This is a genomic window from Priestia filamentosa, from assembly GCF_900177535.1.
GTDB lineage: Bacteria > Bacillota > Bacilli > Bacillales > Bacillaceae_H > Bacillus_I > Bacillus_I filamentosa.
In genome coordinates this window covers 30,599-53,147 of the sequence record NZ_FXAJ01000006.1, presented here as the reverse complement: position 1 = coordinate 53,147, position 22,549 = coordinate 30,599, and the positions used below count along the sequence as shown (strand labels likewise).

General features: G+C 37.0%; 27 protein-coding genes. 15 read left to right on the top strand and 12 right to left on the bottom strand.

Features of this window, described 5'->3' with window-relative positions:
- Nucleotides 1-52: 52 nt before the first annotated feature.
- The 5 genes from B9N79_RS19565 to B9N79_RS19545 form a co-directional block, all read right to left on the bottom strand.
- Nucleotides 53-1,051: a C40 family peptidase gene (locus B9N79_RS19565; protein ID WP_019390573.1), complete on the bottom strand. Its 999-nt coding sequence runs from the start codon at nt 1,049-1,051 to the stop codon at nt 53-55.
- Between the two features lie 18 nt (nt 1,052-1,069).
- Nucleotides 1,070-2,152 (bottom strand): dipeptide epimerase, encoded by a 1,083-nt coding sequence (locus B9N79_RS19560; protein ID WP_040060676.1) that lies wholly within the window; start codon nt 2,150-2,152, stop codon nt 1,070-1,072.
- A 15-nt stretch (nt 2,153-2,167) separates the two neighbouring features.
- The gene (locus B9N79_RS19555; protein WP_019390575.1) at nt 2,168-3,334 is read right to left on the bottom strand and encodes a DUF819 family protein; all 1,167 of its coding nucleotides are present in this window, start codon (nt 3,332-3,334) and stop codon (nt 2,168-2,170) included.
- A 102-nt stretch (nt 3,335-3,436) separates the two neighbouring features.
- Entirely contained in the window at nt 3,437-3,748 is a 312-nt protein-coding gene (locus tag B9N79_RS19550; RefSeq protein ID WP_019390576.1) for a DUF3870 domain-containing protein, read from the bottom strand.
- Between the two features lie 152 nt (nt 3,749-3,900).
- On the bottom strand, nt 3,901-4,350 hold the full coding sequence (locus B9N79_RS19545) for an Rrf2 family transcriptional regulator (protein WP_019390577.1): 450 nt from the start codon (nt 4,348-4,350) through the stop codon (nt 3,901-3,903).
- 166 nt (nt 4,351-4,516) lie between these two features.
- On the opposite strand from B9N79_RS19545, the gene hmpA reads away from it, so the two are divergent.
- The 3 genes from hmpA to B9N79_RS19530 all read left to right on the top strand — a co-directional run bounded on the left by hmpA (nt 4,517) and on the right by B9N79_RS19530 (nt 7,259).
- Nucleotides 4,517-5,719, top strand: coding sequence for an NO-inducible flavohemoprotein (hmpA, locus tag B9N79_RS19540; RefSeq protein ID WP_040060673.1), 1,203 nt, complete (start codon nt 4,517-4,519; stop codon nt 5,717-5,719).
- Nucleotides 5,720-5,857: 138 nt separating this feature from the next.
- On the top strand, nt 5,858-6,373 hold the full coding sequence (locus B9N79_RS19535) for a type 1 glutamine amidotransferase domain-containing protein (RefSeq protein ID WP_019390579.1): 516 nt from the start codon (nt 5,858-5,860) through the stop codon (nt 6,371-6,373).
- 238 nt (nt 6,374-6,611) lie between these two features.
- On the top strand, nt 6,612-7,259 hold the full coding sequence (locus tag B9N79_RS19530) for a CAP domain-containing protein (protein ID WP_085118819.1): 648 nt from the start codon (nt 6,612-6,614) through the stop codon (nt 7,257-7,259).
- Between the two features lie 56 nt (nt 7,260-7,315).
- Here B9N79_RS19530 and B9N79_RS19525 read toward each other — a convergent pair whose 3' ends face one another.
- Nucleotides 7,316-7,537 carry a DUF1128 domain-containing protein gene (locus B9N79_RS19525; RefSeq protein WP_019390581.1) on the bottom strand — a complete coding sequence of 74 codons (222 nt, stop codon included), beginning with the start codon at nt 7,535-7,537 and terminating at the stop codon, nt 7,316-7,318.
- A 167-nt stretch (nt 7,538-7,704) separates the two neighbouring features.
- Here B9N79_RS19525 and B9N79_RS19520 point away from each other — a divergent pair, with 167 nt between their 5' ends.
- The 3 genes from B9N79_RS19520 to B9N79_RS19510 are packed head-to-tail and all read left to right on the top strand — an operon-like array spanning nt 7,705 to nt 9,385.
- Complete coding sequence (locus tag B9N79_RS19520) at nt 7,705-8,190, top strand: low molecular weight protein-tyrosine-phosphatase (RefSeq protein WP_040060670.1); 486 nt, start codon at nt 7,705-7,707, stop codon at nt 8,188-8,190.
- Entirely contained in the window at nt 8,187-8,528 is a 342-nt protein-coding gene (locus B9N79_RS19515; RefSeq protein ID WP_019390583.1) for a hypothetical protein, read from the top strand. The genes B9N79_RS19520 and B9N79_RS19515 overlap by 4 nt, the downstream gene beginning before the upstream one ends.
- Before the next feature lie 23 nt (nt 8,529-8,551).
- Nucleotides 8,552-9,385, top strand: coding sequence for a YihY/virulence factor BrkB family protein (locus B9N79_RS19510; protein WP_040060668.1), 834 nt, complete (start codon nt 8,552-8,554; stop codon nt 9,383-9,385).
- Between the two features lie 214 nt (nt 9,386-9,599).
- On the opposite strand, the gene B9N79_RS19505 is transcribed toward B9N79_RS19510, so the two are convergent.
- Both B9N79_RS19505 and B9N79_RS19500 read right to left on the bottom strand, forming a co-directional pair.
- Nucleotides 9,600-11,516 (bottom strand): heavy metal translocating P-type ATPase, encoded by a 1,917-nt coding sequence (locus tag B9N79_RS19505; protein WP_082864680.1) that lies wholly within the window; start codon nt 11,514-11,516, stop codon nt 9,600-9,602.
- Between the two features lie 200 nt (nt 11,517-11,716).
- Nucleotides 11,717-11,863: a BH0509 family protein gene (locus B9N79_RS19500; protein WP_019390587.1), complete on the bottom strand. Its 147-nt coding sequence runs from the start codon at nt 11,861-11,863 to the stop codon at nt 11,717-11,719.
- Between the two features lie 160 nt (nt 11,864-12,023).
- Between B9N79_RS19500 and B9N79_RS19495 the strand changes: the two genes are divergently transcribed.
- The gene (locus B9N79_RS19495; RefSeq protein ID WP_040060664.1) at nt 12,024-12,404 is read left to right on the top strand and encodes an OsmC family protein; all 381 of its coding nucleotides are present in this window, start codon (nt 12,024-12,026) and stop codon (nt 12,402-12,404) included.
- Between the two features lie 33 nt (nt 12,405-12,437).
- On the opposite strand, the gene B9N79_RS19490 is transcribed toward B9N79_RS19495, so the two are convergent.
- Nucleotides 12,438-12,848, bottom strand: coding sequence for a pyridoxamine 5'-phosphate oxidase family protein (locus B9N79_RS19490; protein ID WP_019390589.1), 411 nt, complete (start codon nt 12,846-12,848; stop codon nt 12,438-12,440).
- Nucleotides 12,849-13,002: 154 nt separating this feature from the next.
- Here B9N79_RS19490 and cax point away from each other — a divergent pair, with 154 nt between their 5' ends.
- Nucleotides 13,003-14,061: a calcium/proton exchanger gene (gene cax / locus B9N79_RS19485; RefSeq protein ID WP_019390590.1), complete on the top strand. Its 1,059-nt coding sequence runs from the start codon at nt 13,003-13,005 to the stop codon at nt 14,059-14,061.
- Nucleotides 14,062-14,143: 82 nt separating this feature from the next.
- Nucleotides 14,144-14,938: a YfkD famly protein gene (locus tag B9N79_RS19480; RefSeq protein WP_019390591.1), complete on the top strand. Its 795-nt coding sequence runs from the start codon at nt 14,144-14,146 to the stop codon at nt 14,936-14,938.
- A gap of 27 nt (nt 14,939-14,965) precedes the next feature.
- On the opposite strand, the gene yfkAB is transcribed toward B9N79_RS19480, so the two are convergent.
- The gene (gene yfkAB, locus B9N79_RS19475; RefSeq protein ID WP_372450219.1) at nt 14,966-16,084 is read right to left on the bottom strand and encodes a radical SAM/CxCxxxxC motif protein YfkAB; all 1,119 of its coding nucleotides are present in this window, start codon (nt 16,082-16,084) and stop codon (nt 14,966-14,968) included.
- Nucleotides 16,085-16,236: 152 nt separating this feature from the next.
- Between yfkAB and B9N79_RS19470 the strand changes: the two genes are divergently transcribed.
- The 6 genes from B9N79_RS19470 to B9N79_RS19445 all read left to right on the top strand — a co-directional run bounded on the left by B9N79_RS19470 (nt 16,237) and on the right by B9N79_RS19445 (nt 21,865).
- Nucleotides 16,237-16,422, top strand: coding sequence for an SE1561 family protein (locus B9N79_RS19470; protein ID WP_019390593.1), 186 nt, complete (start codon nt 16,237-16,239; stop codon nt 16,420-16,422).
- A gap of 80 nt (nt 16,423-16,502) precedes the next feature.
- Complete coding sequence (gene pdaA / locus B9N79_RS19465) at nt 16,503-17,282, top strand: delta-lactam-biosynthetic de-N-acetylase (RefSeq protein ID WP_019390594.1); 780 nt, start codon at nt 16,503-16,505, stop codon at nt 17,280-17,282.
- A gap of 77 nt (nt 17,283-17,359) precedes the next feature.
- Nucleotides 17,360-18,223 (top strand): DNA-3-methyladenine glycosylase family protein, encoded by an 864-nt coding sequence (locus B9N79_RS19460; RefSeq protein WP_040060659.1) that lies wholly within the window; start codon nt 17,360-17,362, stop codon nt 18,221-18,223.
- A 54-nt stretch (nt 18,224-18,277) separates the two neighbouring features.
- Nucleotides 18,278-19,639: a 23S rRNA (uracil(1939)-C(5))-methyltransferase RlmD gene (gene rlmD, locus B9N79_RS19455; RefSeq protein WP_040060867.1), complete on the top strand. Its 1,362-nt coding sequence runs from the start codon at nt 18,278-18,280 to the stop codon at nt 19,637-19,639.
- Nucleotides 19,640-19,734: 95 nt separating this feature from the next.
- Entirely contained in the window at nt 19,735-20,439 is a 705-nt protein-coding gene (locus B9N79_RS19450; protein ID WP_019390597.1) for a hypothetical protein, read from the top strand.
- Between the two features lie 286 nt (nt 20,440-20,725).
- Nucleotides 20,726-21,865 carry a DEAD/DEAH box helicase gene (locus tag B9N79_RS19445; RefSeq protein WP_040060657.1) on the top strand — a complete coding sequence of 380 codons (1,140 nt, stop codon included), beginning with the start codon at nt 20,726-20,728 and terminating at the stop codon, nt 21,863-21,865.
- A 232-nt stretch (nt 21,866-22,097) separates the two neighbouring features.
- Here B9N79_RS19445 and B9N79_RS19440 read toward each other — a convergent pair whose 3' ends face one another.
- Both B9N79_RS19440 and B9N79_RS19435 read right to left on the bottom strand, forming a co-directional pair.
- On the bottom strand, nt 22,098-22,265 hold the full coding sequence (locus B9N79_RS19440; protein WP_019390599.1) for a YfhD family protein: 168 nt from the start codon (nt 22,263-22,265) through the stop codon (nt 22,098-22,100).
- An 89-nt stretch (nt 22,266-22,354) separates the two neighbouring features.
- Nucleotides 22,355-22,483, bottom strand: a complete 129-nt coding sequence (locus tag B9N79_RS19435; RefSeq protein WP_019390600.1) for a YfhE family protein — start codon at nt 22,481-22,483, stop codon at nt 22,355-22,357.
- Nucleotides 22,484-22,549 lie beyond the last annotated feature (66 nt).

The following is a 22,549-nucleotide window of genomic DNA, read 5'->3' as shown; positions in this document are numbered from 1 at the left end:
GGGAAATACATCGAAAAAAGGGGAACCGAGTCCAAGACTCGATTCCCTTTTTTTAACGTAAGTAACGTCTTGCTCCTGCATATTCTTCTCCATATCCAGATGTCTCAATTTTATCAATTTTCACCGTTGTGCTCGTATTAGGAGAATGAATCATTTCACCATTTCCAATATACATTCCAACATGATGTACACGCCCTTTGCCTTTTTCATATGCAAAGAAAACAAGATCGCCTTTTTGTAGATCTTCTCGTTCAACAGGCTTTCCATGTGTTGCTTGGACAGATGAATCACGAGGGATAGTGATACCATGTGATTTATAGAGAGTGTACGTAAAGCCTGAACAATCAAATCCATACCCAGACATTCCCGCCCAAAGATATGGCAAACCTAAAAACTGTTTCCCAGAGCGAATTAAATCATCAGCAGTTGGCTCTGGAATGTCTTGCTCTGTTTGATAAATAGAAGCATCAGATTTGCGTAGCCACTGTGCTCCGCTGTTTGGAGTGTATACAAGTAATTTATTTCTCTTCTCTTTGAGTACAGGAAGTCTTGTATTAAAACTGATTTCTATTCCTTTCTTCTTTTCGGCAAAATCCTTAAAAAGAGGGGCAGTGTTTGCTGTTACTAAAGCAAATGGACGTTTTTCTTTTAAGACGGAAAAGGAAGGGCTTTTAGAGAGTTGAGCTTTAGGCATCCAGCCAGGATAACCTTTGTCATTTCTAGGTGTTGGCTGATCATGTACGGCTACTTTAACCCAACCATTTTGTTCTTCAAGGATGGTCACCTTTGAGCCATAGAGGGCTTGTGTTTCTAAATTCCCAACAAGCCATAACTTCTCCTCATAGCTCATAGCTGAAGTCCATTTTTTCATATCAACCGGATTTGAAGTAGAAGGGGCATCAAGTTTTCTTGCAATGTTTGGTTCTGTCCAAAGTGTCGCTACTGAAACATTCACAAAAGCTTCATCTTTTTTCATTTCCTTTGCTTTTGTCACAGAAGAAAAAGAAAACAAAAATAACAGAGATAAAATAAAAACCCACATTTTTTTCATAACAAATCCTCCTTTAAATTAGACAGAAATGGAAAGGGAGTTGTGAGAAATACCAATCCCGCTGTCTTCTGATAAAATGATTTTCTCCTTCAGAATATGATGATCAACAGTTAAATCTTCCAACCAAAGCGGGGCATCAAGGTCAATCATCGTAATGTTAGGATGGGATGCTGCTACATGTGCAGCAGCAACAACGCTAATAGAAGCTTCCATCATACTTCCAATCATACATTCGACATTATAAGACTGGGCAATGCTGGCAATCGTAAGAGCATTTCGTATGCCTCCAGTTTTCATTAGTTTAATATTCAAGAAATCAACTGCCTTGTTCTCAAGGAGGCGAATAGCATCTCTAGTTGAAAAAAGACTTTCATCAGCCATAATAGGAGTGAAAACATGCTCTTTGACAAACTTAAGCCCTTCAATGTCAGTAGCATCAACAGGTTGCTCTACAAGTGTAAGGTTTACCTGTTGTCTTTCAAGTGATTGAATAATTTTGACCGCTTCTTTTGCCCTCCATCCTTGATTTGCATCAATTCTTAGAGAAACAGAGGGACCCACAGCCTTACGCACGGCTAAAATTCGTTCTATATCTTTTTCGCCGTTTTTCCCCACTTTAATTTTTAAAATCGAGAATCCTTCAGAAATTAGCTTTTTTGCTTCATTTGCCATGTTTTCAGCAGAATCTACGCTAACAGTCATATCGTTTTCTAATAAAGTCTTTTTTCCGCCGAGTAATGTATACAAAGGAAGACCCAACAGCTTGCTGTAGCCATCATAAAGGGCAATTTCAACGGCTGCTTTAGCACTCGTATTCCCAATACACGCATTCTGGATAGCGGTTAGAAGAAAGTTCAAATTGTGAATGTCTTTGTTTACTAAAAGTGGAGCTAGTACATTTTTAATAATATCTTTGATTCCTTCAGTACTGTCTCCTGTAATAGCAACAGTTGGAGCTGCGGACCCTATTCCAACTATGCCGTTTTCAAGCTTTAAAAAGACAAACACGTTTTCAATTGATGTTACAGTGCGTAGAGCAGTCTTAAACGGTTTTTTCAATGGAATAACTTTTGTATGGAGAGAGATCGTCTCGATTTTCATTTTGTTCATCCTTTCTTACAGTTTGGAAAGAATAAAGTTTGTAATAAGGCCAAAATACGTACCAAAAAAGCTGCCCATAATAGCCATAATGATGCCAATTGGAATTAATGAGCGATGAAAAGCTCCTGCTAGAATAGGCGCTGAGGCAATTCCTCCTACGTTGGCCAGAGAAGCGACGCCCATTGTAAATAAATCAAGTTTGAAAATTTTGGCTAGAAGAATCATGATTAAAGCATGAAACAACAGAATCATAAAACCAGATAAAATGTAGATAGGGGCTTGTAAAATCTGTGAGAAGTCTGCATGTGAAGCAATAAGTGCAATGACGATATAAAGCATCACTTTGGATAACTCCATGGAACCAGGAATTTTTGCTACTTTCGTCATAGCAAGCACAACCCCCACAAAAGATGCGATAACGATGGTCCATGTTGTTCCATTTACGGCTTCTCCAAGTTCAGGAAGCCTATTTCCAATTGCTGTTGAAATTGCGGCTACGAAAAGTCCGAGTGCAAGCATCCCAAGCATTTCAACAAAGCCGATATTTTTAGATTCGCTTTCTTCAGATGAAGCAGCAAGCTCTGCCGTCACTTGGTCTAAATACTTCGTATCTGTTTTTGTCCACTTATTAAAAACTTTTGCAAAAGGCACAAGCCAAAACATAAACATTACCCAAATGGAATAGTTAATCGTGTCCATAATAAGCGCGTAGCCGAAAATGCCTTCTGGAACGTTTAAAATATCTTGAAGGACCACCATATTGGCAGAACCACCTGTCCAGCTTCCGCTTAGTGCTGCGAACGCTTTATCAGTACCAGGTGCATAAAAGCTTTGCAAAAGAGCAAAGGTAATAGAAAATCCTGCGATAATACTAAAAGAGGCTGCAAAGAAAGTGAGCAACATCTTTGGCCCAAGTTTAAATAACTTCCGTAAATCACAGTGTAAAAGCATCAGCATCAGCATAGCAGGTAGAAGAGCACCTCTTAAGGAATTATAAGTGCTATCCATTGAGTCACTCGTGCCAAACAGCCCAAATGTTTGCATAAGAGTACAGCCGATATAAATCAATACAATGCCTGGTACATATTTAAAAAACTTGCTTTTAATTTTGCTTTCAGCAAGCGCAACAATAGCTGTAAAGGCGATTAAAATACTCACATATAAGAACCCATCTTCAATCATAAAAGCTCCTCCTTAAAATAAAATGAAAAAATCCAGCCCTTAGAAGAAAGTGTCCTCTAAAGGCTGGATTTCATCTGCGTGAAACAGATCAAGCAGCACTAATTATTTTAAACTATTATATTTAATGAGCGCATTTTTAAGCGCTACTGTTAATGCCTTTTGGGAAGATCCAAAATAACGATTTTGAATTTCAGCACATAGTTCTTCATAGTCTTGAATGTTTTTATAAATGAGAATGGACTTAACAAATGCTGACGTAAGAGGAACGGTAGCAGAACAGTCTGCATCTATAATCATTCCTGTTGAGCGCTCTACAACAAGCGCGATAAAAAAAGCATTATATTTTTGCGTAATTGGATTATTCGAAGATGTTTTCGCATCTCCAATAATATAAACAGTATCGTTTTTGAACACAAAAGTTCCTCCTGCTCGCTGCGGGTATTACGGGCGATATTTACTTTTAGAGTAAACAAACCTCATAATAAGAGACAAGCTTTAATCTTATTGTATTATACGGAGATAAAATTCTCAATATTTAAATAATTTATATGTATAAAAAAGACAACTTATTTTTTCGTTGTCTTTTCTGTTTGAAGTAAAAAGTAAAGTTCTGCTTCATTTTGAATTAAATCTTCTAATGTATACTGCTTGAGAACAGCTAAAAAAGCTTTTAGGGCTTCCCTTAAAACACCTTTTAATTTGCAGGCAGAGGAGATTGCACAGCAGCTATTTTGCTGGAAGCATTCAACAATTTGAAAATCTTCTTCCGTTTGAGCTACAACGTCTCCAATATTAATATCTTGCGGAGCTTTGTTAAGAGCGATGCCCCCATTTCGCCCTCGAACAGTTTTGATCAAACCCATTTGTCCGAGCTGATGAGTCACCTTCATAAGATGATTTTTGGAGATGTTATAAGAATCTGCAATTTCTTTAATGTTGCTTAATTTATGTTGATCACGCAACCCTAAATAAATGAGAACGCGCAAAGAATAATCCGTATACTGTGTTAATCTCATGGAACAGCCTCTTTCCTTTTATTCTTATCTACTATAATAGCATGTTTAATTTTTAAAACTAAATGTGACAAATATTTTAAAGATGTATTTTATATATATCTTTTAAGACTTTTTCGATGTACAATCAATCTGAAGTTAAAAAATCCCACTAAAGGTGTGATGAATAATGTTAAATGAATCTGTTATTAAAATTGTAAAAAGTACAGCTCCTATTCTTGCAGAAAGAGGAGAAGAGATTACAAAATGTTTTTACAAGCGTCTTTTTGAAGACTACCCACAATTGCTGAACGTATTTAACCATACAAACCAAAAGACAGGTGAACAGCCTCGGTCTTTAGCAACAGCTGTATATGCTGCCGCCGTGAATATTGACAAATTAGAAAATATTACAGCTGCTGTTGTCCAAATTGCTCATAAACATCGCAGTGTTGGTGTACAGAAAGAGCATTATCCAATCGTTGGGGAGTACTTGTTAAAAGCTATTAAAGAAGTACTTGGAGACGTTGCAACAGATGAAGTACTACAAGCATGGGAACAAGCTTATGGTGTAATTGCTAAAGCATTTATTGATGTTGAAAACACAATGTACGAAGAAGCTGAAAAAGGAGAAGGATGGAAAGGGTTTGCTCCATTTAAAGTTGTTCGTAAAGAAAAAGAAAGTGAGCTTGTTACATCCTTTTATCTAAAAAAAGAAGATGGAAAGGCCCTTCCTGCTTTTTCACCTGGTCAGTACATTAGTATTGAAGCGCATATTCCAAATGAGGAATACACACATGTAAGACAATATAGTGTTTCATCCACTCCAAACAAGCAGTACTTACGTATTTCTGTAAAGAAAGAAGGAAAAGTATCATGTTACCTTCATGAAGATGTGCAAGTTGGAGATCTTCTTCAAATTAGCGTACCAGCGGGTGAATTTGTTTTACAAGAGCATCATGGGGAGCCGCTTGTTTTCCTTGGTGGTGGTGTAGGTGTAACACCGCTAATGAGTATGCTTGAAACGTTGGTAGACCAAAAGTATAGTGGAAATATGACGTTTGTTCAAAGCTCATGTAACCGAAACTTACACCCTTTCTATGATTATGTACAAGAGCTTATGGATAAACATTCGTTTAAATCCTATAATTTCTATTCCAAACAGACTGAAGCGTGTGGGGAAAATTATTTCAATGGAAGAATTGGTGAAGAATGGATTAACGATAACCTCATACAACCAAATGCCCACTATTATGTTTGTGGACCAAAGGGATTTATGGAACAAGTTGTAGGTGCTTTGTATAAAAAAGGCGTACCAGCAGATTGTATCCATTATGAATTTTTCGGCCCAAAACTTATGCTCGATGTTGAACAAGAGCAAGCAGTCCTATAAGAGAAAAATGAAAACCAGTTCACATTGTGAGCTGGTTTTTTAATTGAGAGAATTGAACAACGCGGCATGTTTAATTGAAATCTTAGCGGGTAGATTAATTATAGATATAAAACAATTTTATTTAGGAGTGAAGTTATTATGGGTAAAAAAATTGCAGTAGTACTAACAGATTATTTTGAGGATGTAGAGTATACAGATCCAGCTAAATCATTTAAAGAAGAAGGGCATGAATTAACAGTAATCGGTGCTGAAAAAGGCAAAGATGTAAAAGGAAAGCAGGGAGAGGCGACAGTGACAATTGATCAAAGTATTGAAGATGCAGATCCATCTCAATATGACGCTTTATTTATCCCTGGCGGTTTCTCACCAGATATGTTGAGAGCAGACGGCCGTTTCGTAGCTTTTGCAAAATCATTTATGGACGATGAAAAACCTGTTCTAGCAATCTGTCATGGTCCACAGCTATTAATTACTGCAAAAACGTTAAAAGACCGTGGCGTGACAGGATTCAAATCTATTCAAGTAGACCTTGAAAATGCAGGAGCATCATTCCAAGACAAAGAAGTTGTCGTTTGTCAAAACCAACTTGTAACAAGCAGAACACCTGATGATATCCCAGCATTTACAAGAGAATCATTAAAAGTATTATCTTAATATAATTTATTGAGGTTTTCGTACGCTGAAAAACCTTTTTCATTATAGAACACCTATAAAAGGAATAAATTAGCATGGTAAACTGAAAAAAGAGCTATACCCTTTCTATATCAAGGGGTTTAGCTCTTTTTTATATTTTTCTAGAAAGTATTGGTAGCTTATAAAGGTTGATAGTTTACTAGTTTTTTTGCACAATGAAGAACGTGAGGGGGTCAAAAAATATAGGAGGTATTATTTTATGAAGAAACTTCGTGCATTAACAGTCGCAGGTGTGATGTCACTAGGAATTGTCGGTGCAACAGGGCAGGCTGATGCAGCATCTGTGCAAAACTCACAAATGAAAGAACATACGTACAGCTATACAGTACCTTGTGATGGCAGTACAGTAAATAGCGGCGATGTGACAAAAACAGCAACGCCAACAACAGAGAAACAAACAAAAACAGCAGCGCCAACAGAGAAACAAACAAATGCTGCAGAAAATCAAGCAGAATCATCTGATTCTAGTCAATATGCAGAACAAGTTGTTCAGCTTGTAAATAAAGAGAGAGAGAAGCAGGGTCTTAAACCTGTAACATTAGATAAAGAACTAAGCGATGTTGCAACTAAAAAATCAGAAGATATGAAAGCAAAAGGCTATTTTGATCATACTTCTCCAACATATGGTTCACCATTTGATATGATGAAGCAATTCGGTATCGAATATAAATCAGCTGGAGAAAACATTGCTAAAGGCCAACAAACACCAGAAGAAGTAATGAATTCTTGGATGAACAGTGATGGACACCGCAAAAACATTCTAAATCCTAGCTTTACTCATATAGGTGTTGGTTATGTAGAAGATGGTAATTCAACATATTGGACACAAATGTTTATCGGAAAATAAGTATAGAACAAAAAACCTCTTACGCATACTAGGCGTAAGAGGTTTTTTTATTCTACTTATTTGCGTAATGTACCGAGCTCTGTAGCAATAGCTTGCATTTCACTTGGACTAAACTGACGCTTGGCTTCTACCATCTCATAAATTTCACGAAGTTCTTCATAAGATTCTTCATCAAACTGCTCTGGTTTCATAACACCCATATTCATAATGTTTAACTTCTGGCTGATTTTTTCAACCATATACTTAATATTCTCTGCTGATTTCTCTTGCAAATTCACGCCTGTCATCCTTTCGTATTAAAAGCTTTTGTTTATTGTAACATGGAAAGAGAACAGAAAAGAAGAAAGGATTGAATTTCTAGGAGAGAAGAAGAAGGATTAAATATTGTAGAACATAGGCATTCTATGGGATTATAGAGTCAAGTTAACCAAAAAGGAGGAGTTTTATGATTCGTGTATTGTTCGTGTGTTTAGGGAACATTTGCCGTTCCCCAATGGCGGAAGCAGTTTTTCGAGATTTAGTCAAAAAAAAGAATTTGCAACATATCATAGAAATAGACTCAGCTGGGACAGGTAATTATCATATTGGGAAATCTCCGCATGAAGGAACTCTTCATATCCTAAAACAAAACAGCATAAGCAGTGAAGGGATGAAAGCTCGTCAAGTGAAAGAAGAGGATTTAGGGAACTTTGATTATATTATTGGGATGGACGCAGAGAACATAGGGAATCTACATCGTCTAGCTCGATACAATAAAACAGGATATATTGGGCGTTTATTGGACTTTGTACCACAAGGAAAAGTTGATGATGTTCCTGATCCGTATTTTACAGGAAACTTTGAGGAAGTATATGATCTTGTGAAAGAAGGGTGTGCACGTCTACTTGAGGAGATTATTTTGAAAGATTTGAAAAAGGAGGAAATGCAATGAGCATAGGAGGAAGAGTGTTAACGAAAATGGCGCTTGGAGCTTTAATTGGGGCAGGAGCAGCTATGGCTGATCGGGAAACGCGCCAATATGTGATTCAAAAAGGAAAAAAAGCCGTAAGCTATACCACATGGGCAATTAAAAACCCTCGTGAAGTCTCAGAAGAGCTGAAGATTGTGTATGAAGACACAAGAGACCTTTTCAATAAGCTTGCAGATGATGTTTCCTATTTAAATAATAAGTGGGATGAGCTAAAAGAAGCAACTCCTCCTGTGTTAGAAGCTATTCATGATACAAAAGAGGTTATTGAGAAATGGAGAGGCGAAGAACCGAAACAATGAGCCAAAAATGAAGGAGAGAAAAAATGAAAAAAAGTGTTAAACATCAGCCATTTATCAAGGAGATGTTTCTTCGGTTTCATAGAGATGAAGTGCTTAATTTATCTGCTGAACTTGCTTATTTTCTGCTTCTCTCTCTTTTTCCATTTTTAATTTTCATGTTCACGCTTATTGCCTTTTTACCTTTTCAAGGGGATGATTTGCTTTCTCTTGTGCGTCAATTTGCTCCTGAGGAATCACTCTATTTAATTGAGCATAACGTTCAAAACGTATTGAGTAAGCAAAATACATCACTCTTATCATTTGGGGCTATTGCGACAGTTTGGTCTGCCTCTAACGGTATCAACGCGATTATTCGAGCGTTAAACAGAGCCTATAATGTAAAAGAAACTCGTTCTTTCCTTATAGCGAGAGCAATTGCTATCTTACTTACTATAGCAATGATTTTTGTAATTGTGATTGCATTGCTTCTTCCTGTATTCGGAAAAGCGATCGGCGTTTACTTTTTCTCTTCTTTTGGGGCTTCAGAAGAATTTTTAGACGTTTGGAATATGCTTAGATGGATTGTGAGTATTGCCATTTTATTTATTGTTTTTACATTCTTATACCTATTCGCTCCAAGTAAACGCCTAAGGTTGTCACAAGTAGTACCAGGGGCCATTTTTACGACAGTAGGGTGGTCCTTTTCTTCGCTTGCTTTTTCGTACTATGTGAACAATTTTAGTAATTATAGTGCTATGTACGGAAGTCTTGGAGGTGTCATTGTGTTGATGATTTGGCTGTACTTATCAGGTATCATTCTCGTGCTTGGAGGGGAAGTGAACGGAATTTATCAGGAGAGGATAGAACTAGAGGATTAACCAATGTTCGTCATGAATGTTTTGTGCTCTCTTTCCTATACTATAAGAGAAAGTTCTTATAAAGGAGAGATAGCGATGAGCAAGCATACAAAAAAAGGCGGAAGCCATAATAAACAAAATTCAAAACAATCTCCAAAACATAAAACAAGCGGCAGTCAAAATGGTCAAAATGGCTACCATTAAATAAAAAAGCGCTCATCTGAGCGCTTTTTCTTTAGTTTTTAAGAAGGCGTAATCCGTTTAAGATAACAAGAATTGTACTACCTTCATGACCGATTACTCCAAGAGGAAGATCTAAAAATTGAAGAAAGTTTGAGCAAATTAACAGTACAATAATGCTGATAGAAAAGATGATATTTTGTTTTATGATAGCGTTCATTTTTTTGGACAACTTAACAGCTTGAGCAATTTTAGATAAGTTATTTTTCATAAGAACAATATCGGCTGTTTCAAGCGCTACATCTGTTCCTTCTCCCATGGCAATTCCGATGTTTGCATGAGCAAGAGCTGGGGCGTCATTAATGCCGTCTCCAACCATTGCAACAGTTTCGTGCGTTTGTTTTAGAGTTTTTACATGTGTTACTTTTTCTTCTGGTAAGCAGCCTGCGATATAGTTTTCAACAGAACATTCTTTACTAATAGCAGAGGCTGTTTTTTCACTGTCACCTGTAAGCATAACAGTTTTAATACCAAGTTCATTCAAAACAGAAATGGCCTCTTTTGCTTCTGAACGAACCATGTCTTTTAAAGCAATCATTCCAATAATTCCTTGATCATCTTTTGCATATACAACTGTTTTTCCTTCTGTCGCAAAACTTTCCGAAAGGTTAGGACAAAATGCATGGGCCTCTTTTTTGAAAAATTCCCTTTTTCCAATTTTAATTTCTTGGTTATTAAGAGAGCCGATAACACCAAATCCAGGCACGTCTTCAAGTTGCTCTGGCTGTTTTAGCTCCTTTGTTATTTTCGATTGAGCATGTTGCACAATTGACTGTGCAAGCGGGTGATGCGAGTAGCGCTCAATAGAAGCAACTATGTAAAGGAACTCCTCTTCTGATACGCCTTCTCTTGTTATAACGTCTGTGACAGCTGGTGTCCCTTTTGTGAGCGTGCCTGTTTTATCAAAGGCAATTGCTTCAAGATGAGCCAAGCGTTCGAGATGCAAACCGTTTTTAAATAGAATTCCATGCCGAGCTCCATAGGAAATAGCGGAAAGGGAAGCAGGTGTAATAGCTGCTACAAGTGCACAAGGAGATGCAACAACAAGCAAAATCATTGCGCGATAAAATGTCTCTGTCCAGCTCCAGTCTAAAAGAAAATGAGGTAAAAACATCATAAGAGCTACAATAATTAATACTGCTTTCACATAGACAGACTCAAACTTTTCAATAAAAAGCTGTGAAGGAGACTTTTCATTTTGGGCTTGCTGAACAAGTGTAATAATTTTTTGGAAAAGTGTATCTTGGGCAGGCTTTGTGACTTCTACTGTAACAGCTCCGTTTACATTAACAGTTCCTGCATATACTTCATTACCAATCTCTTTGAAAACAGGAACAGCTTCACCTGTAATGGCAGCTTGGTCAATGGACGTTTGACCACTCAAAATAGTGCCGTCAAGTGGTACACGCTCACCTGGTTTAATTAACAGAATATCACCTTTCTTTATGTTAGGAAGAGAAACTGTTTTTTCTTTTCCTTCATAAAGAACTGTTGCCTCCTCTGGCTGAAGTTCCATTAATGAGGTTAGCTCTCGTTCACTTCTGTTCATTGTGTAAGTTTCAAGAGCTCCGCTTAAGGCAAAAATAAAAATAAGAAGAGCTCCTTCAAGCCAATAACCAATAATAGCTGATCCAATTGCAGCAAGGAGCATGAGCATTTCTACGTTCAGCTCTTTTTCCTTGATTGTTTCTTCAATTCCTTCTTTTGCTTTAGCAAATCCACCAATTACATAAGCTAAAATAAAACTTCCAATACCAAATTCACTGTAGTCTTGATTCATCAAGAACCAACCGATCACAATTAAGATTCCGCTCACAATAGCAGCCGTCATTTCTCCATGTAAAACTAGAAAAGATGGACGCTCATTCATCGGCTGTTGTGGTGCTGATTGTACAACTGCTTCTCTTTCCATTTTCATTCCCCCTTAGCTAATTGAGAATTAGAATCAAAATCATTCCCTTAAAAAACACAGTGGTGCTGCTATCATGGGATAGCAGCACCAACTATAAAACCTATAGGAAATCTCTTGTTTCTAACTTTGTTTTTTATAGTATAGCACTTATTTACTAAAAGGGAAATATTATAACTTAATAATTATTTTAATTTAGGTTTTTATTCTGCAATTTCTTCATGATAAAAATAAGTTGTGTTATAAACTTGCTCAAGATCAGCATCCGTCATGTACATGAAAAGCTCCATATCTACTGGTCTTACTCTTGAAATAAATTCGATCATATTTTTCCGTTCTTGTCTGCTCATATTCTCCATCTCCTCTTTTCTGTTTTAATACAGTTTATTTTACTTACTTGTATTATATAACAGAGAAAGAAAAATGTGTATCTTTTTTTTGAAAAAAATATTTTTCCGCTCATTGTATGAAGCTGTCAGCCGTGATATAAGGGAGAAAAGAGGTGAAGAGATGGAATTACAAAAAAGTGAAGGGTGTTTTAGTACAGAAAAGGAACATATCAGATTATATATATCAGGGAGTAATAAAAGAACGTTTTCTCCCTCAGATCTCATGATTGCATCAATTGCTTCGTGCAGTGGAGAAGTTTTACTCTCTACGTTAGAAAGAAAAGGGATGGCTATAACAGATATGAAAATAGAAACAAAGGAAAAGAGAAGTACTGGTCTTATCAAACGTCTTGAACATGTTCATCTTCATTATTCGATAAGAGGTACTGCCTTAAAAGAAGAAGAAATTAAAAAAGTTATTCAATTATCTAAAAAAGTGTGTCCGATGATTCAATCTGTGCAAGGAAGTATAAGTATTACTGAAAGCTTCTCAATTCTATAAATAAAGAGGGGCTCATATTGAGCCCCTCTTTATTTATAGAATTTGAGCTTTACTTCCAGGTTTTTCGTAGTAATAAATCTTTTTTGGTGTCAGTTGAAGAAGAAGGTAGTCTGGATCCTCTGGACTATCAATCCATTCCTTCAGCTGTTCGTTCCAAAATTTTTCCTTTAATGCTTTTGTTTCTTCAACTGTTGCTTCCGCTTCAATTTCAACATATGGACTATTCCACGAATCTTCTTTTCTTAGCAGAATATGAACATGGGGATTTTTCTCAATGTCCTCTGCTTTATGAGTTTCTTTGTTTGTTGCTGTGTAAAGTACAAGCTCTTCATGGAAAAACATCATAAAGCGAGAGAATGGTTGATCGTTCCGAATTGTTGCTAGCGTTCCTACTTTATAATTGTTTAGGATAGACAATACATGTTCTTTCAAAGCTTCACTCATCGTAAATAAGCCTCCTTTTCGTCTTTAATTTTCCTAGTTTTCGCTGTTTTAAACACACTTCCTAAAATCTTCTTCATAATAAGTGAAAGATTAGCTCAAAATAACGTAGATATATGAAGTATGAAGTGAAAAGCTATGAAGGGAGGCAGTTTGTTTGATTAATAAAGTCTTTCTTATTATTACAATTATTGGGGTTCCGCTCTCTGTTATTGGTCATCTTCTACATTTTTCTCCACTTGTTATGTTTGGAGTATATTGTTTGACAATTATTGCTCTAGCAAGCTATATGGGGAGGGCAACAGAAAGTCTTGCAATTGTAACAGGCCCACGAATTGGAGGTCTTTTAAATGCGACATTTGGAAATGCTGTTGAATTAATTATTTCAATTTTCTCTTTAAAAGCTGGACTTGTTACAATAGTACTAGCATCGTTGACGGGCTCTGTGTTAGGGAATCTTTTACTCGTTGGCGGCCTTTCTTTTTTTGTTGGCGGGCTGAAATTTAAAAGACAGACGTTTAATGTCTATGATGCGCGCCACAATTCAGGATTGCTTGTTTTCTCTGTTATGGTTGCTTTTGTTATTCCAGAAGTATTCTCAAAAGGAATGTCAGAGCAAAATGCTATTAGTCTTAGCATTGGGACTTCTATCATCCTCATTTTTCTTTATCTTGCTGCTCTTTTGTTTCGTCTTGTCACACACAGAGGCGTTTATACACAAGAAGGGCAAAATGTTGCTCATGAAGAGGAAACAGCAGAATGGACAACAAAACGAGCGTTTGTGATCCTTGCATTAGCAACAATTGCTGTCGCTTATATTTCAGAAAGTCTTGTGGAGACATTTAAAATTGTTGGAGAAAGTTTTGGATGGAGCGAGCTGTTCATCGGGGTAATTATCGTAGCTATTGTAGGGAATGCAGCTGAACATATTTCTGCTGTTATTATGGCTTATAAAAATCGAATGGATGTTGCTGTTGAAATTGCGATTGGTTCAACGCTTCAAGTTGCCATGTTTGTAGCTCCAGTGCTTGTATTATTATCTCTCTTGTTTCAAGAGTCAATGCCTTTAGTATTTTCTTATCCAGAGCTTATCGCTATGTTTTCTGCAGTATTTTTAACTGTAATTGTATCAAACGATGGAGATACGAATTGGTTTGAAGGAGCTATGTTATTAGGGGCATATGTCATTATTGGAATTGGTTTCTATTTATTTTAAAAAAGAATGTTACGGATAAAAAAATAGGGATAAGAAAAAACTACGAACAAAGGAATTTCTTATTGTTGAAAGGAGTGTTAGAATGCTTCGGAAAGTAGTGTTAAGCTTTCTTATTTTTCTACTTGTATTTGGAGGAGTTTCCTCAATTTCTGCTGAAGGAAAGAAAAAAGGAAGCAGTGGCGTTGAAATTCCAGGGGCGACGTTAAATATTGGGAAAGAGAACACGTATCCTAATTCAAACCATGATTCACCTTCTTTACAGCCTAGTGAGCTTACAAAAGAGCTTATCGAAACATCCAATGTTAAGATTGAAAGTCCAGACCTTATTCGCATGTTAAACGAGTCTTCTATTTCTTCTAATCCTCTTTCACTTGGTTTTAAGGCAACGGTCTATTTAGGGGAATGGCCACTGAACTATCAGTCAGATGAAACAAATACGAACTGGGAGTATCAGAATATTAATACGAACCGTTACGATAACCGAGGAGTTGAAAGTCCTGCTAAGATGTACTACAGACAAGAACAGCAAAAGCAAGTTAAAGGTGGATTAACAGCTGACATCCCAAATGCGGATGAAGTAAAAAAGATGATGCTTTTAAAAGCGCAAGCAAAAACAAAGCTTCCTCTTGCATTTACAACGGTTGTTGGGGCAGGAACGAAAAAAGAAAGAGAATATACGGTGCCAGCAAAGAAATTTGCTCAGCTTCACTCATATGTTCCCGCTGTAAGTGAGAAGGGGAAAGTCACATATGGGGAAGTGTATCTTGTTATTAAAGGAACGAAGCGAACAATTGTTGTGAAGAATGTTACATCACAAGGAATTGGAGCTTGGATCCCTGTTCAAGATCACTTATCTTTTACTTATCATGTTTCATAAAAAAGGTGCTCAGTTGAGCACCTTTTTTTATAGTTTGGAAGAAAGTTTTGTAAAATCTGTATCTTTGTAATAAGAATCACGTACTAAAATATTTGGTCCAAGGCATTTCACCGCCGGACAGTGACAGCTTATTTCTTTTGAGATATTAGAATTTTGCCATGTTTGGAAAGCATCTAGAAGTTTTGTGTCCTGAATATTTCCAAGTGCTGGCGTATCTCCGAAATCTGTGACGATAATATCTCCGGAAAAAATGCTGACGTTCAGTCGTGAACGGCCATCAGGATCGTTTCGAACTGTAACATTTTTAGCACTATGAAGACGTTTTAAAAGTGCTAAATCTTCTTCATTTGAGCTACAAGGATAAAAGGGAAGCGTTCCAAACAGCATCCATACATTTTCATCTCGAACATCTAACAAATCATGAATCGCTTTTCTCATGTCTCTTAAAGAAAGGGTTTCAAGAGCGCTTGCAAAGTCACTCGGATACATAGGGTGAACTTCGTGTCGGCCACATTGCATTTCGTTAACAATTTGATGGTGAATATCTTTCATGTATGGTAGCGTTCGCTTGTTTAACATAGTTTCTGCAGAAACCATAACACCTGCTTTTGCAAGGGCTCGGCTATTCTCAATCATTTTCTCAAAATATTTTGCACGTTGCTTATACGTTGGTTTGCGCTCCATCATCGCAAATCCGCCTTCAACAAACTCATCCATTGTTCCCCAGTTATGAGAAATATGTAAAACGTCTAAGTATGGAATAATAAGCTCATAACGAGATAAATCTAACGTTAAGTTCGAATTGATTTGCGTGCGCACACCACGCTCATGTGCATACTTTAATAGCGGTACAACGTAATTTTTTACAGATGAAAGAGAAAGCATTGGCTCTCCACCTGTAATGCTAATGGAACGAAGATGAGGAATTTCCTCTAGTCGCTGAATTAACAAATCTAATGGAAGAGCTGGATCATCTTTTGGTTGTAATGTGTAACCAACAGCACAGTGTTCACAGCGCATATTACAAAGAGTAGTTGTTGTAAACTCGACGTTTGTTAATGTTGGTTTACCAAACTCCTCGATATCTAAATAAGCTTCCCACGGGTCGTACTGTGGGGTTATCGGTTTTAAAACCGTTTGTTTCATCATAAAAACTCCTTTAAAAAGAGAACTTGTCTCTCACATTATTTCATCAAACTAAATAAAGGGCACTAACGATTATTATGGAATTATCCGCTTTTAGTTGTCAATGCTGAAATCATTCGCTACCATTAAGAATGTGAAGGGAGAGTGTGAAAATGGGCAATGCAATTCACGATAAAGAAGCACAGCTTCAATATTTAAGAACCCGTCTTGATATGTTTATGCACGTACTGGACTCTTTAGAGGCAGAAAATGCTGACATTGAAGATATTGACCGCCTTATTGGCATGATGGACGACCTTCAGCTAAAGTGTGAACAGTTCAAAAAAGACTGGAAGTAAAAGCAGTCAAATAATGGTGTGCATGAACTTGCTGACTCAAAGTCCAAACTAACAGTAAATGACTGAAAGGGGACTAGGGGATGCGTTATTTTCTTCTCGTGCTATGCATGATATTAGCATTGCCAATGAGTATCTCAGCAAGTTCTTCGAACACACCTTACAACTGGGGATTTGCGAAAAACAAAGACCATGTAAAACCCGAAGTTGGAAAGCAGTATGAAGAAATGTTGAAAAGGCAAAAGTCTGTTTACGTTGGTAAAGACAAAAATGTCTATCTAACTTTTGATAATGGTTATGAAAATGGATATACACCAGGTGTTTTAGATGTTTTGAAAAAACAGAATGTCACAGCAACGTTTTTTGTGACAGGTCAGTTTCTAGAGAGTGAGCCTTCACTTGTAAAGCGAATGGCGAAAGAAGGCCATATAGTTGGAAATCATTCTTGGCATCATCCAGATTTTACCCAAGTAAGTGATGAACGATTAAAAAAAGAGCTTAAATGTGTAAAAGATGAATATACAAAACTCACTGGAAAAAAAGAGATGCGCTATTTAAGGCCACCAAGAGGGGTTTTTAGTGAGCGTGTTTTAGAAGTAGCTCGTAATGAAGGATACACGACAGTTTTTTGGTCTGTTGCATTTGTGGACTGGAAAACAGATCAGCAAAAAGGATGGCGTTATGCATACGATAATATTATGGAACAAATCCATCCGGGGGCTGTCATTTTGCTTCATACAGTGTCAAAAGACAATGCTGAAGCACTTGAGCGTGCCATCATTGATTTAAAAAAGCAAGGATATAAATTCAAATCTTTGGATCATTTACTAAACGAAAAGCAAAAGGAGAAGTCTGCTGACTAAGCAGGCTTTTCCTATTTGCGTTTTAGCCCCTAGTTCGTTTACTATTATAAGGTTGATAAAAAGGAGGGGGAAGGGAAATGAGAATAGAAAAGAAATTAAAATCCCCATATGATTTTACCCACGTTTTTACCCGTCTTTCTCTTGATTCTTTACACAACATTGATCATGACTACAAAGGGATGAAAGTACCGTTACGGATTCATAATATCCCTACTGTTGTTTATATAAAAAGTACTGGAACTGTCAAAGAGCCTTCGTGTGTTATCTATAGTGAAGATTCTCTAGATGAAAAAGCAGTTATGGAAGAGCTCTCACGCATTTTTCAGTTTGATCGAGACTTACAAAAAGTAGAAGATCATTTTAAAGAAACAAGTCTAGCGCCACTTTTTAAAAAGTTTCGTGGCTCTCCGCTTGTTTGTGAATTTAACCTTTATGGATGTTTAGTGAAAAACATTATTCATCAGCAGGTGAGTATGAAAGTTGCAGATCTTTTAACGGCTCGCTTCGTAAGAACATTCGGGACAATGATAGACGAAGTTTTTGTCTACCCAGAGCCAGAAGAAATTGTTGCTCGCTCCATTGAAGAACTCCGTGAAATTGGATTAAGCGAGCGTAAAGCAGAGTATATTCTAGGTGTCTCTAGAGAGATTGTTTCAGGAACTTTGTCTCTGGAAGCTTTACAAGAGCTTTCAGATGAAGAGGTTGTTAAAACTTTAGTTGAAATTCGCGGTATTGGTCCGTGGACAGCGCAAAATTTCTTAATGGCAGGATGTGGACGAGAAAACTTATTTCCGAAAGCAGATCTTGGCTTACAGAACGCTGTTGCTAAGCTTTTTAACTTAGAAAAGCGACCAACCCTTTTACAAATGGATGAACTTAGTGAGGGCTGGGCTCCATATTTAAGTTATGCAAGCTTGTATTTATGGAAAAGCATTGAATAACATTAAAGGAGGTGCAACCTTTTGAAGACAAATCAGAAAAAAGAAAAGGTTGAGATGAAAGTAAAAGTTGGACAACATGTTCCGCTTACAATCAAAAGACTCGGCATTAATGGAGAAGGTGTTGGGTATTTTAAAAAGCAAGTCGTATTTGTTCCGGGGGCGCTTCCAAATGAGGAAGTTATCGCGGAAATTACGAATGTAAAACATAAATTTGCCGAAGGACGTGTAAAACGCATACGCAAAATGTCCGACGAACGTGTTAAAGCTCCCTGTCCAATTTATGAAAAATGTGGCGGCTGTCAGCTTCAGCATTTAAGCTATGAAGGGCAGTTGAGAGCCAAACGAGACATTGTTGTTCAGGCATTTGAACGTCATGGTAATGTACGTAATTTAGAGAAAAAGCTTGAACAAACAATTGGAATGGAAGAGCCATGGAAATATCGTAACAAAGCTCAGTTCCAAGTAGGCCTTTTAAAAGGAAAAGTAATTGCAGGTCTTTACGGAGCAAATTCACACCGTCTTATTAATATTAACGAATGTATTGTACAGCGTCCTGAAACAACGAAAGTCATTAACAACGTAAAACAAATTCTTCAAGATTTGAAGATCTCGATTTACGATGAACGTAAACGTAAAGGGCTTGTTCGTACAATAGTGACTCGTATTGGAGTGTCAACAGGGGAAGTACAGCTTGTTCTTATTACTTCTAAAGAAGAGCTTCCTAAAAAAGATCTTCTTATTCAAGAAGTGAAAAAGCGCCTGCCAGAAGTGAAATCCATTATGCAAAATGTGAACGGTCAAAAAACCTCACTGATTTTTGGAGATAAGACATTTACGTTAGACGGAAAAGAAACAATCGAGGAAGTACTTGGCGACTTGTCTTTTGACTTATCAGCTCGTGCTTTCTTCCAGTTGAATCCAACGCAAACTGTTAAACTTTATAATGAAGTAAAAAAAGAAGCTGGTTTAACAGGAAAAGAAAAAATTGTAGATGCTTACTGTGGCGTCGGAACGATTGGTCTTTGGCTTGCTGATGAAGCAGGTGAAATACGTGGCATGGACGTTATTGAAGATTCTATCGTCGATGCTAATAAAAATGCCAAAGCAAAAGGCTATGACAATGCTCATTATGTAGTTGGAAAAGCCGAGTATTGGATGCCGAAATGGGTAAAAGAAGGATGGAAACCAGATGTCATTGTTATCGATCCACCTCGCACAGGATGTGATGAAAAACTTCTAAAAACCATTTTAGACGTCAAGCCGAAAAAAGTCGTATATGTTTCATGTAATCCATCAACTCTTGCTAAAGATGTTAAGATCTTAACAAAACTATATAAAGTAGAGCGCATTCAGCCTGTGGACATGTTTCCTCAAACAGCACACGTCGAAAGTGTGACAACGCTGAGCTTGAAATAGGAAAGGGAATAAGATATTTCTTGTTCCCTTTTTTAGTCGCAACATCTCTTTTTCGCCCATATACTGATACAAAATGATTTGAAAAGGAGAAGACTATGCACTATTTCAGACAACAGCTAAGCACTGTAGCTTTTACGACAGGAGATGTCACAGGAGATAAGGTGCCAGATTATATCTCGTTAGTCGGGGAGAGGACGGCTGATAGTCCCTTTATTCAGCACCTCCGTCTCCTTGTAAAAGATGGGAGAACAGGAAAGGTAGTAAGCGTTTCTTTAACAGAAGATGCGGGATATGCCCCATCATTATTTGTTGGAGATGTTACAGGAGATAAAACAGCTGATATTTTAGTAAGTATTGATTCAGGGGGAAGCGGTGGCATGATGTATCATAATCTCTATTCGTTCGTAAATCTCACACCTCGGCTAATTTTTGATTCGAATGTATATAATGACTACTATAAGTATGAAATCACGTACAAAAACGATAAAAAAGTAGAGGTCATAAGCGAGCGGAATCGGAAAAAATACATCATTGATATTTCGACAAGAGATAAGCAATATTTAGATGAGATATATAATAGTGATGGAACATTAAAAGAGCCCATTAGTGGGTTTGTCAATCCCCTTAGTGGATTGTATCCTGTGGACTTCGATCGCGATGGTGTGTATGAGCTTTTAGCCTATCAGCGAATTGCGGGGCGCTATAATGCAGATGCTTTAGGATATGTATTAAATACGCTAAAGTGGAGAAACCAAACGTTCTTCTTACAAGATCAACAAGTTGCTATTTTCGGGTCGTAAAGCAAAAGATAGAGGAATAAGCTTATTTTTACCTGAGCCTAATTCCTTTATCGTCTTTTTTCTGCTGTATGTATAAGCGAGCACAAAGCATTCTTTTTGTACAACCTATTACATATTCTCATACCTAAAAGAGAAAGAAAACGACTGTTGATTATTTCCCTTTTGTATATCTCCTGTTACTATAGAAAAGGGTTAAGAAACTACATGACTTATTATTAAATGAAAAGAGTAAGAAATAGATCTACCAATAGATGTCAAACTTAGATTGTAAATAAAGGAGAATTTCATGAAAGACCAAGAATTTTTATCATCATTTCAGCCGTTTTTGCAAGAAAAGTGGGAAGAAGCAGGATTTGAAGCACCAACAGGCATTCAAAAGAAGGCTATCCCTGCAATTCTAGAGGGTGGAGACGTTATTGCAAAGTCTCCAACTGGAACAGGAAAAACACTTGCTTACCTACTTCCTTTGATTGAGAAGATTGATCCGAGCAAGCCGCATATTCAAGCCGTTGTCCTCGCTTCCTCACAAGAGTTAGTTATGCAAATTTTTGAAGAAGCTCAAAAGTGGACAAAAGGAAGTGATGTGAAAGTTGGCTCATTTATTGGAGGAGCTAACGTAAAGCGTCAAGTTGAGAAGTTGAAGAAAAACCGTCCACATATTGCATTCGGAACACCTGGCCGTGTTAATGAACTAATTAAAATGAAGAAGTTCAAGATGCATGAAGTGAAGACTATTGTAATTGATGAAGGTGACCAACTTCTTATTCCAGAGCACATTAGTACTGTTCAGGATATTATCAAATCTTCGCTAAGTGAGCGTCAAGTCTTATTGTTTTCAGCAACGTTAGCAGGAAAATCAGAGCAGCTTGCAGATGACTTAATGAGCGGAGCGCCACACATCTTTAAAATTGAGCGTGATGAGCTTACAGCGGCAAAAGTAGAACATATTTATTTTGTTTGTGAAGGGCGAGAAAAGCTTGATGTGCTACGTAAGTTTCTTCATGCTGAGAAAGTAAAAGCACTTGGGTTTGTACGTGATATCGGAAATCTTGTTGTTGCTGCTGAAAAGTTAGAGTATAAAGGCATTTCGCTTGGTGTTTTGCATAGTGAGGCGAAAAAAGAAGAACGTGCAACAGCTCTAAAAATGCTTCGTAAGGGAGACATCCCTCTTTTATTAGCAACAGATGTAGCTGCACGTGGATTAGATGTAGAAGGTTTAACCCACGTAATTCATGTTGATTTTCCACAAGATGTGACTCAATATACACATCGTTCAGGTCGAACAGGACGTGGAGGAAAAGAAGGAACAGTTGTTTCTATTGTTACACAGCGTGAAGAAAGAACATTAAAGCAGTTTGCAAAAGAAATGAACGTAAGTTTAACTAAGAAAGTCCTTTCAAGAGGTAAAGTAGTAGATGAAAACTAAAAGAGAAGCCTTCAAGGCTTCTTTTTTAGTTATCCACAAGAATTTTTATTAAAAATAGTGTATAAAGTCTGAATATTAACAACTTTATACACACTATCCACAGTTTTGTGGATGAAAAAGGTGTTTTTGTCCCCATTCTTGTCCACAGTAAGAAGCTCCAAAAACAAGTAATACACAATATAATCCACAATTTTAAGAAAATTGTGGATTATATTGTGTATAAGTAGAATGACTACTGATTTTTCTGGCGCTTATGAGAAGCAATGGAGCGTTCCTTTGCTTTTAAATCTTCTGTATCAGCTAATTCATCAGAATACTCAATATCATGACCATCTGGTTTTACATGCTTTGGCATCTTTAATTTTTCTTTATAATAGTTCTCTTGCTCTTTATCTTTCATAAAAAATTCTCCTTTCTTAACGTAGAAATAGTGCGTTTCAACAAATAGTTTGCGTTAAGAAAGGACAACATATGTGTGAAGAAATAAGATTATTTTGAGCGTTTTGGTGTAAAGCCGCCTGCTCGATCTGCCATTTTAAATTCATGTGAGTATGTTACTTGCTGTGAACTTGAAAGTGTATTTCTTGATAAGCGATCATGTTTCTTTTTTTCTGGCATAGAAGATCCCTCCAAACTGTTATAGTTTTAGTTTATCCATTTTCAATCTCTTTAAACGAAAGGAAG

Coding starts and splice junctions, on each gene's coding strand:
- B9N79_RS19565 (WP_019390573.1), bottom strand. CDS start 1,051: ATGAAAAAAATGTGGGTTTTTATTTTATCTCTGTTATTTTTGTTTTCT.
- B9N79_RS19560 (WP_040060676.1), bottom strand. CDS start 2,152: ATGAAAATCGAGACGATCTCTCTCCATACAAAAGTTATTCCATTGAAA.
- B9N79_RS19555 (WP_019390575.1), bottom strand. CDS start 3,334: ATGATTGAAGATGGGTTCTTATATGTGAGTATTTTAATCGCCTTTACA.
- B9N79_RS19545 (WP_019390577.1), bottom strand. CDS start 4,350: ATGAGATTAACACAGTATACGGATTATTCTTTGCGCGTTCTCATTTAT.
- hmpA (WP_040060673.1), top strand. CDS start 4,517: ATGTTAAATGAATCTGTTATTAAAATTGTAAAAAGTACAGCTCCTATT.
- B9N79_RS19535 (WP_019390579.1), top strand. CDS start 5,858: ATGGGTAAAAAAATTGCAGTAGTACTAACAGATTATTTTGAGGATGTA.
- B9N79_RS19530 (WP_085118819.1), top strand. CDS start 6,612: ATGAAGAAACTTCGTGCATTAACAGTCGCAGGTGTGATGTCACTAGGA.
- B9N79_RS19520 (WP_040060670.1), top strand. CDS start 7,705: ATGATTCGTGTATTGTTCGTGTGTTTAGGGAACATTTGCCGTTCCCCA.
- B9N79_RS19515 (WP_019390583.1), top strand. CDS start 8,187: ATGAGCATAGGAGGAAGAGTGTTAACGAAAATGGCGCTTGGAGCTTTA.
- B9N79_RS19510 (WP_040060668.1), top strand. CDS start 8,552: ATGAAAAAAAGTGTTAAACATCAGCCATTTATCAAGGAGATGTTTCTT.
- B9N79_RS19505 (WP_082864680.1), bottom strand. CDS start 11,516: ATGGAAAGAGAAGCAGTTGTACAATCAGCACCACAACAGCCGATGAAT.
- B9N79_RS19500 (WP_019390587.1), bottom strand. CDS start 11,863: ATGAGCAGACAAGAACGGAAAAATATGATCGAATTTATTTCAAGAGTA.
- B9N79_RS19495 (WP_040060664.1), top strand. CDS start 12,024: ATGGAATTACAAAAAAGTGAAGGGTGTTTTAGTACAGAAAAGGAACAT.
- B9N79_RS19490 (WP_019390589.1), bottom strand. CDS start 12,848: ATGAGTGAAGCTTTGAAAGAACATGTATTGTCTATCCTAAACAATTAT.
- B9N79_RS19480 (WP_019390591.1), top strand. CDS start 14,144: ATGCTTCGGAAAGTAGTGTTAAGCTTTCTTATTTTTCTACTTGTATTT.
- yfkAB (WP_372450219.1), bottom strand. CDS start 16,084: ATGAAACAAACGGTTTTAAAACCGATAACCCCACAGTACGACCCGTGG.
- B9N79_RS19470 (WP_019390593.1), top strand. CDS start 16,237: ATGGGCAATGCAATTCACGATAAAGAAGCACAGCTTCAATATTTAAGA.
- pdaA (WP_019390594.1), top strand. CDS start 16,503: ATGCGTTATTTTCTTCTCGTGCTATGCATGATATTAGCATTGCCAATG.
- B9N79_RS19460 (WP_040060659.1), top strand. CDS start 17,360: ATGAGAATAGAAAAGAAATTAAAATCCCCATATGATTTTACCCACGTT.
- rlmD (WP_040060867.1), top strand. CDS start 18,278: ATGAAAGTAAAAGTTGGACAACATGTTCCGCTTACAATCAAAAGACTC.
- B9N79_RS19450 (WP_019390597.1), top strand. CDS start 19,735: ATGCACTATTTCAGACAACAGCTAAGCACTGTAGCTTTTACGACAGGA.
- B9N79_RS19445 (WP_040060657.1), top strand. CDS start 20,726: ATGAAAGACCAAGAATTTTTATCATCATTTCAGCCGTTTTTGCAAGAA.
- B9N79_RS19440 (WP_019390599.1), bottom strand. CDS start 22,265: ATGAAAGATAAAGAGCAAGAGAACTATTATAAAGAAAAATTAAAGATG.
- B9N79_RS19435 (WP_019390600.1), bottom strand. CDS start 22,483: ATGCCAGAAAAAAAGAAACATGATCGCTTATCAAGAAATACACTTTCA.